Origin of the sequence: Thermogemmatispora onikobensis (genome assembly GCF_001748285.1) — a bacterium.
GTDB lineage: Bacteria > Chloroflexota > Ktedonobacteria > Ktedonobacterales > Ktedonobacteraceae > Thermogemmatispora > Thermogemmatispora onikobensis.
In genome coordinates, this window is record NZ_BDGT01000043.1 from 26,363 (window position 1) to 40,211 (window position 13,849).

The 13,849-nt window shown below is 63.3% G+C and carries 10 protein-coding genes and 1 pseudogene; 5 read left to right on the forward strand and 6 right to left on the reverse strand.

The annotated features are described in order from the left end of the window. Nucleotides 1–132: 132 nt before the first annotated feature. Nucleotides 133–924 (forward strand): hypothetical protein, encoded by a 792-nt coding sequence (locus tag BGC09_RS16950; protein WP_069805423.1) that lies wholly within the window; start codon nucleotides 133–135, stop codon nucleotides 922–924. Nucleotides 925–1,072: 148 nt separating this feature from the next. On the opposite strand, the gene BGC09_RS16955 is transcribed toward BGC09_RS16950, so the two are convergent. After that, entirely contained in the window at nucleotides 1,073–2,374 is a 1,302-nt protein-coding gene (locus BGC09_RS16955) for a S1C family serine protease (RefSeq protein ID WP_084659030.1), read from the reverse strand. Between the two features lie 434 nt (nucleotides 2,375–2,808). Here BGC09_RS16955 and BGC09_RS16960 point away from each other — a divergent pair, with 434 nt between their 5' ends. Beyond that, a complete protein-coding gene (locus tag BGC09_RS16960) occupies nucleotides 2,809–3,843 on the forward strand; it encodes a tetratricopeptide repeat protein (protein WP_069805424.1) in 1,035 nt (344 codons plus the stop codon). A 124-nt stretch (nucleotides 3,844–3,967) separates the two neighbouring features. On the opposite strand, the gene BGC09_RS16965 is transcribed toward BGC09_RS16960, so the two are convergent. Further along, entirely contained in the window at nucleotides 3,968–5,431 is a 1,464-nt protein-coding gene (locus BGC09_RS16965; RefSeq protein WP_084659031.1) for an HD domain-containing protein, read from the reverse strand. Between the two features lie 374 nt (nucleotides 5,432–5,805). Between BGC09_RS16965 and BGC09_RS16970 the strand changes: the two genes are divergently transcribed. Next, complete coding sequence (locus BGC09_RS16970) at nucleotides 5,806–6,705, forward strand: Cof-type HAD-IIB family hydrolase (protein ID WP_069805425.1); 900 nt, start codon at nucleotides 5,806–5,808, stop codon at nucleotides 6,703–6,705. On the opposite strand, the gene BGC09_RS16975 is transcribed toward BGC09_RS16970, so the two are convergent. The 4 genes from BGC09_RS16975 to rpmE form a co-directional block, all read right to left on the reverse strand. After that, nucleotides 6,642–7,379, reverse strand: a complete 738-nt coding sequence (locus BGC09_RS16975; RefSeq protein ID WP_069805426.1) for a protein-tyrosine phosphatase family protein — start codon at nucleotides 7,377–7,379, stop codon at nucleotides 6,642–6,644. The two genes, BGC09_RS16970 and BGC09_RS16975, sit on opposite strands and share 64 nt — an antisense overlap. 208 nt (nucleotides 7,380–7,587) lie before the next feature. Beyond that, on the reverse strand, nucleotides 7,588–8,583 hold the full coding sequence (locus BGC09_RS16980) for a DUF1385 domain-containing protein (RefSeq protein WP_218104082.1): 996 nt from the start codon (nucleotides 8,581–8,583) through the stop codon (nucleotides 7,588–7,590). Next, complete coding sequence (locus tag BGC09_RS16985; RefSeq protein WP_069805428.1) at nucleotides 8,580–9,917, reverse strand: MGDG synthase family glycosyltransferase; 1,338 nt, start codon at nucleotides 9,915–9,917, stop codon at nucleotides 8,580–8,582. Before BGC09_RS16985 ends, BGC09_RS16980 begins: the two co-directional genes overlap by 4 nt. Before the next feature lie 286 nt (nucleotides 9,918–10,203). Continuing rightward, on the reverse strand, nucleotides 10,204–10,425 hold the full coding sequence (rpmE, locus tag BGC09_RS16990; RefSeq protein WP_052889984.1) for a 50S ribosomal protein L31: 222 nt from the start codon (nucleotides 10,423–10,425) through the stop codon (nucleotides 10,204–10,206). 457 nt (nucleotides 10,426–10,882) lie between these two features. On the opposite strand from rpmE, the gene purB reads away from it, so the two are divergent. Both purB and BGC09_RS17000 read left to right on the forward strand, forming a co-directional pair. After that, nucleotides 10,883–12,196: an adenylosuccinate lyase gene (gene purB, locus BGC09_RS16995; RefSeq protein ID WP_069805429.1), complete on the forward strand. Its 1,314-nt coding sequence runs from the start codon at nucleotides 10,883–10,885 to the stop codon at nucleotides 12,194–12,196. Nucleotides 12,197–12,270: 74 nt separating this feature from the next. Further along, a pseudogene (locus BGC09_RS17000) lies at nucleotides 12,271–13,849 on the forward strand (hypothetical protein); the annotation flags it as partial.

The window sequence follows — 13,849 nt, forward strand, 5'->3', positions numbered from 1 at the left end:
AGGCCAGGCAGCGAGGGGAGAGGGCGGCAGGCAGTGCAAGTTTGCATAGGTTTTTGTATAATCTACACGATCTGATCAAGCTTTTGCAGGGTTGATCGCTCTCAAAAGGGCACTGCCTGCGGGAGGCCATCTATGGAGACCGTTCTACTCGTGAGCTTTGCCATCGTCAACGTCATTGTCACCGCCGCCTTCGCTGGCGTCGTGTTGATGCAATATGTGCAGCGTCATCGTCCCCATCAGCTCTACTGGTCGCTGGCCCTCGGCATGGCCTTTGTGGCCACGCTGGCCTATGTCCTCATGATTCCTGCGCAGCCGACGAGCGTACTGGGGATCATTCTTTTCCGTATCTACTACATTCTTGGCGCCGCCCTTACCTCAGCCTGGCTTGGGCTGGGCAGCATCGCCCTGGTCGGCAGCCGGCGCGTGACCCTGGCCAGCCTGATCGCGCTGGCCCTCGTCAGCGTGCTGGCCATTATCTCGATCGCCACGGCAGGCGTTGACCAGCACGCCCTCAGCCATGTGGTTGGCAGCTCTGGCCGCGGCGTCCTCCAGCTCGGGGCTGGCGTTGTCACTATCATCATCCTGAACACCGCCGGCGTAGTGGCCGTCGTTGGCGTGCTGCTCTACTCGCTCTGGAAGCTGCTGCGACGCCAGTCCTCGATCCGCGGTTTGCAGACCAGTAACGTCTTTTGGGGGAACATTCTCATTCTACTGGGGGAGCTGCTCAACGCCGCCGCTGGCAGCTTCGCCCGCTTTATGGGCCTGGAAAGCACCTTCTGGCTCTTCATGGCCCTGGGCTGGATTGTCTTCTTCTGCGGCGTCCTCCTCACCGGGCGCCGTGCAGCCCGGCCAGCTCCGGCCAGCACTGCCCCAACCACGACCGGCGTCCCGGTCTCTTCTAGCAAACAACCAGCATCCTCCTAGACTGCTCGCCATCGGTTCGCTCAGGTCCGTCCGGGCCGCCATCTGTCTGTTTGACTGCCCCCAAGAAACAAAGGGGCGAGCGAGAGGCTGCTCTGCTCTCGACCAACCTCTTGCTCGCCCTCGGTAGCCGACGGTTCCCAAGCCGGCCCTAGCTGCTCGCCTGCAGCTCGCCCAGGGTGACGTTGACTGTCAGCTGCTGATTGCCGCGATAGACCGTTACCCGGGCGGTCTGGCCAGGACTCTTGTTGACCAGGATATCGCTGAGCGTCTGGTTATCGGTGACCTTCTGGCCATCGATAGCGACGATGATATCGCCAGCCCGCAGGCCCGCGCGGGCCGCTGGCCCGTTGGCCGTCACCGAGACGATCAAGGAGCCGTAGTCGACCGGCAGGTTATCCTGAGCCGCCAACTGGGGCGTGACCGAGGCTACGCGCACGCCCAGGGCCGCCCGCCCCGTATGCGTCACCTTGCCTGTGGCGATAATCTGCTGGGCAATGAAGCGCACGCGGTTCGAAGGAATGGCAAACCCTACGCCATTCGCTGGCGTATTGAACTCAGGATCGATGGCCGCCACCGTCGGGATACCGATGACGTTGCCCGAGAGATCGACCAGCGCGCCGCCGCTATTGCCCGGGTTGATCGGGGCATCGGTCTGAATGGCGTTGGCAATCACTGCCGACCCCTGGCCCTCCTCAGAGACCGTGCGCCCCAGTGCGCTGATGATGCCGTGGGTCACCGTCTGCGTCTCGCCAAGCGGGTTCCCGATGGCCAGCACCTCCTGCCCAACCTGCAGCTTCGAGGAGTCACCTAGGGTGGCCACCGTAATATTGCTCGGTGGGTTGATCTTGATCACCGCCAGGTCGTCGGCGGGATCGGTGCCGGCCACCTGGGCCGGCAGGTGGGTGCCATCGGCCATCACAACTTCAATCTGCTGAGCGCTCTCCACCACGTGGTAGTTGGTTACAATGTAGCCCCGCTTATCAATAATGACGCCGGAGCCGATGCCCGAGGCGCCAGAGGCCGTTGAAACATTGATCTGCACCACGGCAGGCTGGACCTTGGCAATGGCAGCCTCACGCGCCTGCTCTGCGGTCGTCACCACCTTGGCGCTCGTCGTGTTGTTGCTGCTGCCGGTCTGCAGGGTCGCCGAGGCCACGCCGTTCGCATTGCCAAACTGCCAGCCGGCAGCGAAGAGCAACCCTCCGAAGACTATAGCCAGGACCAGGGTGATCAGCACGGCCCGGAGCGAGGAGCCGCGCCGTGGTGGTGGCGCCGCTGGCGTGAGTGGCCCTCCCGCTCCATAATAGGGGCTGCCTGTGGGAATCGCCGGCCCACCCGGCCCGCCTGTTCCCGTTGCGTTCTCGCTTGGACGATAGTGAGCAGCCACCGTCTGCTGCTGATCGTAGGGACCGCTCATCCCTGCTTCGTCTTCTGCGTGCGGATTATACATGAGCCTGCAACCTCCGTCGATACTCTCTCCCGACACTGCTTTCTATAATACTACTAAAGAGAAGGTCCCCGGGTGAGACTGTGAGCAGGCAAAGAAGGCACGAAGCTTCTTCGTTCGCTGCCTCGTGCGCGCCAGACCGTCCAATCGACGGTCTCGGGCAACACTGCCTCTACGTGTACACTATGAGGATGATGTCGATCACCACCGGGTTCGCGCATTTGGTTTCCTGTCTGTACTATAGCGAGAGATCGTCAGAGATTCTTCAGACTTCTGTAAAGGATTTGTAAGCCGACAGCGGGATGAGAGCACAGGCAGCAGCGGAGACCCCTCTTGCCCGGACGCTCCTTCTCATGAGATAATGACCTTTACAGATAGTGAGGCTGCGCACTCTGCTTGCAGGACAGAGAAAAGGCAGCCTTCAAGGCAGAAAAGGAATGGCAGAGAAGCAAACACCCCAAGGGGGACAAAGGCAGTTAACCGTCGATGATCTCCAGAGCGAGGCCAGAGAACAGCTCCGGCGCCACAACTGGCAGGCCGCCGCCGCCAGCTATCAGCAATTGCTGGCGCTCAATCCCGAGGATGAGGCAGCCTTCACCGGGCTGGCCCTCGCCCTCGATGGCAGTGGGGCCTATGAGCAGATGCTGGCCGTCAGCGAGCAGGCGCTGGAACTACAGCCTCATTCCGCGCTGGCCCTGGCCTGCAAGGCACGCGCTCTGCAAAAGCTGGAGCGTCTTTCTGAGGCCACGATCGCCAACGATCAGGCCCTGCTGCTCGATCACCAGCTGGCGCTCGCCTGGCTCAACCGCAGCGGGCTGCAGATTCTTCAGCAGCGCTTCCCCGAGGCACTGCGCAGCGCCGAGCGCGCCCTGGAGCTTGATCCCAGCGACGCCCGCGCCTGGGCCAATAAGGGCACGGCCCTGTTGAATCTCAATCGGCTATCCGAGGCCCTCGAAGCCTTTAACCAGAGCCTGGCACGCGACCCGGATTATCTCTTCGTCCTTCAGATGAAAGGTGAGCTGCTCCGGCGTCTGGGCCGGCCCCAGGAAGTGCGCGAACTGATGCACCGCGCTCTACAGCTCGCGCCGAACGATCCTCTCTCGCTCTCGCTGCTGGCCCAGGCCCTGCGCGCCCTGGGCGAGATGGAAGAGTTGTTTGAGGTGACCAGCCAGCTGACGCGCCTGACCCCCGGCAGCCTGCTGGCCTGGGAGATGCATATGCGGGCCTTGCGCAGCCTGGGACGCTTCGAGGAAGCCATCGAGGCCATCGAGCGCGTGCTGGAGCTTGATCCGCACAACGTGCGCTTCTGGACCATCAAGGCCGATAATCTCTATCGCCTGGGCCGCTACCGTGAGGCGGCCCGCGTTGCCGGCTACGCTTTGCAACTGGCTCCCGATTATCGCCCGGCCCAGCGCATCCACGAAAAGGCTGTACGCCTGATGTATCAGCACAAGGAGCGTCGCCTGCGCTGAGGAGGCGCGAGCGCTGGCCGGCTCCCGGCTCCCGGCCAGGTCAGACCGGGCCAATTGGAGCCGCTTCTTCCCAGAGCAGGCCAGGCGCTTTGTCTGCGCACCAGGCTCTCGCTCGCTCGCTCGACTACATCGCCAGCAGCCGCTGCAGGAGGGGAAGCAGCAGGTCCTGGCGATGAGCGCGCAGCGGCGCTCGCAGACGCTCGGGGACCAGCACCCGAATGCGTCGCTGATGTTGCTCGTAGCGCGCCAGATCATCAGGCTGCAGGCCCGTCGCCTGGACCCAGGTCGCCAGGGCCTCCATACCAACTGGTGGATTGGCGAACCAGACCCAGACATCCATCTCCCAATTAACCGGGCGCGGAATGTCGATCAGCACCTCGTAGTCGGCGATCTCCGTCTCCAAAGCTGGCGCCAACTCTGCCGCCAGAGCTTGCTCAACACGCCGCCGGCGCTGAGCATCCCAATAGAGGGCATCCAGGCGCTGGAAGAGCTGGCCCGCCGGGCGACTGATCTCCAGCGCATCCTTGTAGGGCCGGCGCAGCTCCAGAGCCTCCGTCAGGGCCCGCGAGGCTGGCGGCATCTGTGGCTCAGCCAGCAAGGTCAGGAGCGAAGCGTCGTCCAGCCCGGTCAGTCGCTCAGCGCTCAGCGCCCCCGCCAGCAGCGCCTCCTGCACGGCCCGCATCAGCATCACCTGAAAGGCGCGATTGGTATGATGCCAATAGATATTGTCAAACATCTCCTGGCGGGCGTGCAGCAAGGAGTGGAGCGGACTGATCCCCTTATGCGTCACCACGATGCGCCGCTGCCCCTGGACATTGGGATGGACGCGCAGCGCCCCCAGCAGGCGCGCCACATCGACCCCCCCATAGGGCACATTGCAGGCCCGCGCATCTCGCGGCAGATAGTCCAGCTTGTCAACGTCCAGGGCCCCGCTTAGCAGATTGCGCAGCAGCTCGTCGTCTTCAGACAGGCGCTTGCCCGGCGGAGGATCAATACAGTCCGCCACCCGCTCGGGGGAGAGCTGGTACTCTTCTTCCAGGATCTCAGCAATTTCGCTGTGCTCGATGATCGAGCGCCCGACGCGCTCATGGGCGATGATTGGATGGCCCAGCTCCTCAATGACGTGCGAAAACGGATAGTGTCCGATATCGTGCAGCAAGGCCGCCACAATGAGCGTCTGTACGCTCTTGAGGGAGACGCCGGAAAGGCCGCCGTTGTTGCCACGCTGGAGCAGCGCTCGCACGGCGCGCACAGCCAGATGGTAGCAGCCCAGGCTGTGCTCATAGCGTGTATGCGTCGCCCCCGGCCAGATACGATAGACAAAGCCCAACTGCTTGACCTTCTGTAGGCGCAAGAAGGGGGCGCTGCTGATCAGCTTGATTTCACGAGGACCAAGAGGGATCAGGTCGTAGAGGCTATCTCGCACCGTGCTGACAGGATCTTCATCGGGCAGAAGCGGCAGGCCGCGGCGATCACGCCAGGGCCGCCACATGCCCGGCAGCACCACCTCCGACGCCATCTCCTCCTCCGCCAGCGCTCCTTGACGCTCAAGTGCGAGCGAATCGGTTGCTTGCTCCTGTGTGCTCATGCTTCGATTCTACCAGCTTCCTGGAAAAGAAGGCCAGTCCCGCCGCGTCCCAGTCTCTTCGTCTTTCTGTCGACACCGGGCGGAACCGGGAACAGAACAGCCTGCACAGCAGCCAGGTCAGAGGGCGCAGGCCCGGTACGGTCAGGCAGGACAGTACTCTTGCCCTAGCAGCGGCCCCTCGCGCTTGCATTCCCTCAGAGCGGCGCCTATAATTAGGCATGTCTTTCAGGGAAGCCAGCCAGCGTGCTGTGCAATGTGCAAGCGACGGGCGCTTTATCCCGTCGCTTTCTCATTTGTGTTGCGCTTTCCTGCACACACACTCGTCTTTTTCTGTCTATCACTGGACTATGTGGAAAGAGGGAGAACCAGCATTCATGACTACCCCACCAGCTCAACCGACCTGCAAGCTGCTGGTGATCGATATCGACGGCACGCTGCTGACGCCCGGGGGCGAGATCACGGAGGGAACGCGCGCCGCCATTGCTGAGGCCCAGGCCGCCGGCGTCATTGTGACTCTGGCCACGGCCCGCCGCTATGGAAACACAGCCAGTGTCGCGCGCGAGCTGGCTTTGAGCGCGCCGCTGATCCTCTACGACGGCGCCCTGATCGTTGAGCACCCCAACGGGCGCATCCTCTATAGCAACCCGCTCCCGGGCCAGGTCGCCCAACAGGGCATCGCGCTCCTCCTGGCCGAGGGCCTGCAGCCAGTAATTCAGCCGCTCGGCGATCCTCTGCACGAGGAAGTATGGACCGGCCCCGCCGAGCTAGATTCCCCCTGGCAACAGCTCTACTTCACGGTTCACGCCGCCGAGCTGCGTCGGCTGTCGCGCGAGCAGCTACTGCAACCGAGCAGGCCCGTGCTGCGCCTGGTCGCTCTGGAGGACCCCGCGCGACTCCGCCTGCTGGTGCCAGCAGTGGCCGCCCTTGACTGCTCCTGGCTCCTGCTGGAGCGCGGCAACTACCAATGCGGCGAGCTGTCGCTGTTACGCGCCGGCTGCTCTAAGGCCACAGCAGTAGCCGCCCTGGCTGACCGGCTGCACATTCCCCTAAGCGAGGTCATGGCCATCGGCGACAACGAGAACGATATTGGCATGCTCTCCCTGGTTGGCCTCGGGATCGCTATGGGCCAGGCCAGCGCCGCCGTCAAGCAGGCCGCACGCGCAACAACCACCAGCAACAGCGAGGATGGCGTGGCTCGCGCTATCGAGCGCTACTTACTCCGTCCCGCCCGTACCAGCGATTCAAATTCGCGCAGGCGCTCGACCTGCTTGTGATTCGGGGCCGCCTGCCAGCGCTGCTGCTGCACCAGCGCCAGGGCATCGCGCGCATGCATGCCCCCATAAACGAGAACGGCGCAGGCCAGCAGGGCGCTGCGACCTACCCCATGCTCACAGTGGACGAGCACACGCCCGCCGCGCTGGATGCGCTCGTTGACCCAGCGCGCCCCCTCTAGCAGCTGCTCCAGCGAGAGCGGCTGCGTGTCGGGCGTCGGCAAATGGAGTAGCTCAATGCCAACCCGGGCCAGAGCCTGGCGATCATCGACATACTCGGAGCGTGTATCAACGACATGCGTGACACCCAGGCGCGCCAGCGCCTTGATGTCCTGGGGATGGATGCGCCCCCCGACAGCCAGCTGATCGGTGATCCAACTGAGATTGAGCTGATCAGGAAGAGGAATATGTAGAGCACGCGCCAGGCGCTCACTCAGTGAGTTCTCCGGGAAAAGGTGGGCCGCAATGCGCGTCCAACGACGATAAAGGACGCGGACAACCCCGGTCAAGGCCCAGCGCCAGCGCGAGAACTGGAGACCAGGGGCTTCGCTGAGCCCCGGGGCCGCGGTCGCGGTCACCGGCGCCGCCGGCGGATCAGCGTAGATAGGATCTCTCACGAGTGGTTGCTGCGGCGTGTTGCCTTCTTTTCGTTGTTCGCTCGTCTGCTTTTGCTCCATGCTCTCTACGAAAAATGCCCCCTCATCTTCATGTTCATCTACATCGCTTGCATTGCTTGCATCGCTTGCATTGCTTGCATCGCTTCATCTCGCCTTCTTCCACCGCAGCCCTGCCGACGCGAAGCCTCACCCGTCGGCGGCAGCCAGAAGCTTCACGGGCCTGGTGGACCTGGCTCAATCCGACCACCGCCAGATGCACGACCGGGCACTAGCGCGAGGTCACGAATGGCGGCAAGTCAGCGGCCTGCCCCTGCTCTTCGGCAGCGTCGTGCTGCATAACGCGCTCTAGCGCCACAATTGCGCACTCTATCATGCTATCATCAGGCTCGCGCGTCGTCAAACCCTGAAGCGCCAGACTGGGAGCCAACAGGAAACGTACCGGCGGCAGATGATACCAGGCCGCCCCCAGGCGCAGCAGTTCGTAGGCAACAGCCGCAATGACGGGCACAAGCAGGACACGCGAGAGCAGCCGCAGCCAGAGCGAGGGGAAGCCCAGCAGGGCAAAGACCACGATCGAGACGACGACGACCAGGAGCAGGAAACCAGTGCCACAGCGCGTGTGCACCCGCGAGGCGGCTCGCACGTGAGGCACATCGAGCGGCTCGCCCTGCTCCATCGCATTGATGGCCTTATGCTCGGCCCCGTGGTAGCCGAAAACGCGCTGAACCTCGGCCAGGCGCCCGATCAGGAGCAAATAGCCAATGAGCAGCGCCAGACGGATCAGACCTTCCAGCAGGAGATTGAGCCAGCTCCGGCCAGGCGGCTGCGGCACCAGGCCAGCCAGGAAAACCGGCAGCAAGAAAAAGAGCACGATGGCGAAGCCGAGCGAGATCACCAGTGGGCCAGCCAGAGCTATCCCCCCAGGTCGCACCGCTTCCTGAGCCCCAGCGTCCTCACCCGCCTTCTCCGACTCCTCCAGCCCAAGGGCGACGTTGGCCGAGAGCGCCATCATGCGCGTCCCCAGGACCAGCGTCTCCCACAGGAGCAGCAAGCCCCGCAGCAATGGAAGACGAAACAGGGAATTGCGATAGAGCCGCGGCTCCAGCGGCTCCTCGTAGAGGTAGATACTGCCATCGGGACGGCGCACGGCCATCGCGACCGAGGTGCGTCCGCGCATCATGACGCCCTCCATGACGGCCTGCCCGCCATAGTAGAATTTGGAGAATCCTGCTTTGACGTTCGCTTTGACGCGCTTGGCCATCATCTTCCCTTCACTCTGACAGCGGCAGCCTGGGTCAGGGCCTGTCGCTCTTCCCAGGGACCAGGCTGGCCCGGCGGCGGCAGGTAGCTAAGAATGAGACGAGCGATGTCAAAGGCCGCCTGGGGTCGACTCAGGCGCCGTGCATTCTCGATGCGCTCCTGCAGGAGGGTCGACCCCGGCTCTAGCAACTCTTGGAGCGCACGCACCAGTTGCCGCGGCTCCTGCGCCAGTACTCCAACTCCATTACGCTCAACAAAAGTGACGTTTCCCTCCTCTTGACCCGGAACATAGCCGCTGAGGATGATGGGCAGATTGCAGGCCAGAGCCTCGCAGATGGTGCCCGGGCCAGCTTTGGTGACGATGACGTCAGCGGCGTGCATCAGCTCGGGCATATTGGTCACAAACCCCATGATTTTGGCGGGCACCTGCCACTTTCCCTGCTCTTTCTGCAGCTGCGCATAGAGGCGCCGGTTACGTCCCGTGACCACCAGCAACTGCACTGGTAGTCGCGCCTGCGAGATGGCTTTCACTGCGGTGCGCAGACCGCCACTGCCTTCGCCCCCTCCTACCAGCAGTACGACCGGACGCTCCGGCTCCAGTCCAAGCTGCGCCCGTAGCTCCTCGCGACTGGCCACCGGCAGAGTAAAGCGTGGGTGAATCGGCATGCCGAGAAGATGGACGCGCTTCGGGTCCAGACCACGCGCCAGATAGAGCTGTCTGGTCTCCTCGGTGGGAAGAACGTAGGCTGTGGTTCCTTCAGTAAACCAGGAGTGATGAGCTGAGACGAGATCGGTAACAACAACCAGGAAGGGCACCGGGCGCGCCAGATGCCGCAGCGCAGCCACAGTGACATAGTTGAGTAGAGGATGGGCCGAGACAATGACATCAGGCTGCAGCTCGCTGAGACGCTGCTCCAGCTTCTTGAGCATCAGCGGGCTGAGGAGCTGCTGCACTTCGTTGATGCGCCCGGGATGGTTGGAAAGATGGAAGATCAGCCCATAGAGGCCAGGGGTATAGCGACTGGCCGGGCCATAAAGCCTGGCAAATTGGCGCAGGGGAAGGGCGCCACACTCCTCAAAGGCTTCGATAATCTCTAGACGGAGCTGGGTAGCAGCCTCCTCTCTCCTACCCCTTTCTGGACTCGCACCAGCCCCATTGCCTGGGCCAGGCCACGCCTCCACTACCGCCTCAGCCTCGCCTCGCTCTCCTCGCTTGATGTCCCCGTTACCTGCTGCGCGCTCCTGCAGCAGCTGAATGGCGCTGCTGATGGCCAGGGCCGCACTACGATGGCCTCCTCCCGTATCGGAGATCAGAAAGACAATACAGCGTTGACTCACCGGGGCACGCTCCCCCTTCCGTTCACTGCCCGGCTCCTTGACAGGCGCCGGTAGGCCGAGTATAGCATAGCCCAGAACAGAGAAGCAAGCGGCGATCGCTCTACCGCTCCTGCATGAGATAGCGCCATGTGTATGGTGAGGCAGCAGACGGCAGGGCCGACCTTCTGCCCAGAGTCTGCGCACGGCCCTGCTCAGTTTCGCTCAGCGCAGTCTGGCCGGGCGCAACAGCAGACCGGGTCGCGCGGTGACGGGCAGGCGATCGGCCCGCTCCATCTGCCCGCTGTCCTCACTTCATGGCCGCTTCTTCTTCCTGCAGGTTAAAGCGCTTGCGGAAGCGCTCCACGCGACCAGCCGTATCGAGGATGCGCTGCTGACCCGTGAAGAACGGATGGCACTTTGAGCAGATGTCGACCTTGAGCACCGGCTTGACGCTCATGGTCTGGAAGGTATTGCCACAGGAACAGACGACTGTGGCCTCAACGTAGGTCGGGTGAATACCCTTCTTCATGACACAGACTCCCTAGTCGTATTGACACATAGGATTTACTGGCGAGCACAATGGTATCGCGTACGCTGGTACGCTGGTAGCGACACGATTGTAGCGAGAGGAATGGAGTACGTCAAGGCGCGCCAGCCCCGATCGTGCGGGGCTGCTCATGCGCTTGCGAGACCGCGGCCAGCCCTTGCCAGCCCGCTCCCGCAGATGGGGAGCTTTCCCTTTCTCTCTCCTTCCCACGGTCAGGATGAGCGGTCCTGTCTTCTGCCGTGGGAATGGATACCCGGGACTATTTTATCATAGTAACACAAATCTGGCGGGATTTATGCCCGATTCTCCTGCCGACCTCCGTCTGTCCTGGCCTCTGAGTGTCCGCCCGGCCCTTCTCATGTGATACACTGCACTTGGACAAGGTGAGCTATTCCCGCCCGTGAGAGTGGGGCGGTCAGAAGAGGAGGCTCTTGCCCATATGATCGAACGCTATACTCTGCCGGAAATGGCCGCCATCTGGTCGGACCGGCATAAAACAGATACGTGGCTGCGGGTGGAGCTGCTGGTCTGCGAGGGCTGGGCACGCGAAGGCGTGATCCCCCCCGAGGCCCTGGAGAAGATCCGCCAGGCCAGCTATAATGCCGAGCGTATGCGCGAGATTGAGCGCGAGACGCACCATGATGTGATCTCTTTCCTGCGCTCGATCCAGGAGCAGCTGGGGCCAGAGGGGCGCTTCATCCATCTGGGCCTGACGTCTTCGGATGTCCTGGATACGGCCTTAGCGGTGCAGATCAAGGAGGGCGGCGCGTTGCTATTGGCAGCCCTCGATCGCTTGCTGGCAACAGTCGAGCAGCAGGCCCGCGCTCATAAGCAGACGGTGATGGTCGGGCGCACGCATGGTATCCACGCTGAGCCGCTGACCTTTGGGTTGAAGCTGGCGCTGTGGGTCGATGAGCTACGCCGTGCTCGTCAGCGCCTGGAGGCCGCCCTGGCCGAGGCCGCGGTCGGCAAGATCTCTGGCGCAGTGGGCACGCACGCGACGGTTCCTCCTCAGATCGAGGAGTTCGTTTGTGCGGAGCTGGGCATCGGGGTAGCGCCGGTCTCCAGTCAAATTGTGACGCGCGATCGCCAGGCTCAGCTGATGACGGCAATGGCTCTGGTCGGCGCTTGTCTGGAACAGATGGCGCAGGAGATTCGCCATCTGCAGCGGACCGAGGTCGGCGAGGTCTTCGAGCCGTTCGCTTCGGGTCAGCAGGGTTCGTCGGCAATGCCCCATAAGCGTAACCCCGAGCTGTGTGAGCGCATTTGCGGCCTGGCCCGTGTCTTGCGCGGCTTCGCAGTGACAGCCCTGGAGAATGTGGCCCTCTGGCATGAGCGCGACATCAGCCATTCTTCGACAGAGCGCATCATTCTGCCGGATGCCTTTACGCTGCTGCATTATATGCTCCATATTTTTACGCAGGTGATGGCCGGCCTGGAGGTGGATTCGCGCCGGATGCAGGCCAATCTCCAGATGACCGGCGGCCTGATCTTCTCGCAGCGGGTGCTGCTGGCGCTGATCGAGAAGGGGGTTGGACGCCAGGAGGCTTACAAGATGGTTCAGCGCAATGCTCAGCGGGTCTGGCGCCTGGCCAGCGATGGCCCAATTCGTGGCCCTGCTCTTTTGGAGGCGCTGAGCAGCGACCCCGAGGTGACGCGCTATCTCTCGCCCGAGGAGCTGCAGCAGCTGATGCAGATCGATTACTATCTTCCCTATATTGACACCGCCTTCCAACGTCTGGGATTATCTTAGGCAGGGAGGCACCGGGCACTTTGCCGCACCGCGCCGCGTCGCCATTGATTTTGGCCCGGTGAAGAATCTGACGTGTGACTAGAACATTGCTTACCTCAACGGTCGAGCAGCCGCAGGTCGTCTCTCGGCGCCCCTGGCCTGCGCTGCTCGGCCTGGCCCTCGTGAGTGAGGGGCTGTATCTGCTCCTCTTGCTGACGCTGCGCCCGATCGCGGGCCTGGGACTGGTCTCGGCGCCGCCGCTGGCCTGGCAATTCTGGAAGGGGTGGGGCAGCCTGGCCCTTCCCTCTTCGCGCGTCAGCGCCATGTGTCTGCTGCTGATCCTCTTGCTGGCACTGGTTGCCTGCTACGCCCTGGCTGGTTGGCGAGCTTTGGCCGGAGCTGGTGGGCCCCCGAGCGGTGCTGGCTCGTTCCTGGGCCTGGTACTGGGTCCTTCTTTGCTCTTCGGGCTGACGCTGTTGTGTTTGCCGACGCTCTTCAGCGATACAGCTTTCGCCTCTTTATTCAGCGGACGCCTGACCGCGCTCTATGGTCTGGCCCCCTGGCGGACAGCCCCGCCCGCACTCCTCTCCGATCCATACTGGCCCTGGCTGACGCCGCTGACTCGTCACAGTCCCTTGGTCTACGGCCCACTCTGGGAATGGCTCTGCGCCTTGCTCGCTCTCCTGCCCGGAACGTCGTCGCCGGCCCTGGGCCTGCTCCTGCTCAAGGGTCTGCTCCTGCTGGCTCACCTGCTCAACACGCTCTTGATCTGGTCTCTGCTCGGTCGACTGGGAGCCTCATGGCAAGCACGCTTTGCCGGCAGCCTCCTCTATGCCTGGAACCCGCTGACCCTGCTGGCCCTGGCTGGCGATGGGCATAGCGAGGGGCTGCTGTTGACGCTGCTGTTGACTGCCCTCTGGTGGCTGCTGCTCAGGGAAGAGGCGAGATACTCACGGGGCCGCGCGCTGTTGGCCGAGGGTGCCGCTCTGGTCGCGCTCGGCCTGGCTGTCGCTCTCAGCCCGCTGGCTCTGCCACTGTGGCCGCTGCTGGCCGGCTTCTCGCTCTGGCAGAGAGCCGACGCGACGGGCTTCGGCTGGGGCAGGCTTTGGGCCTGGACCTGGCGCTTGCTCCTGCCAGCCGTTGTAGTGCTGATCCTGGCGCTGCCTCTGTGGCGCGGGGCCGACAGCTATCGTGCTGTCATGGCCGCCTCGGGCTGGACCTCCTTCTCTCGCTCGCCGCTGGCGCTGCTGGTCCCTCCTCTGCGTCGGCTCTATACCCCTCTGGCTGTGCTGCTGGATTCGCCGCGCCACCGCCAGCCAGATCAACCCGCCGAGCTTACGGTCAAAGGTGGGGCCCTCTTCGGCTTCACCCTGCTCTTCATCTGGCTTCTGGCCAGTATGCCCGCCCGGCTCCGCCCACGCCTGCCCGATGCGACAAGGTCGCCCGTCGCCCAATCCCTATCTTCGCTTATTACTGCCTGCCTGCTGGCGCTCGGAGCCTGGCTACTGCTGCTCAACTTCAATTTCTGGCCGTGGTATGCCCTGCCCGTGCTAGGGCTGGCAGCTGTGCGCCGTTGGGACGCACTGAACTGGAGCGCGCTCGTCTTCTCGCTGAGCGCGCTGCTCAGCTTTGGCTTGTTGGGAGTCAGCAGTGCTCTCGGGCTGGCTCTAGAGG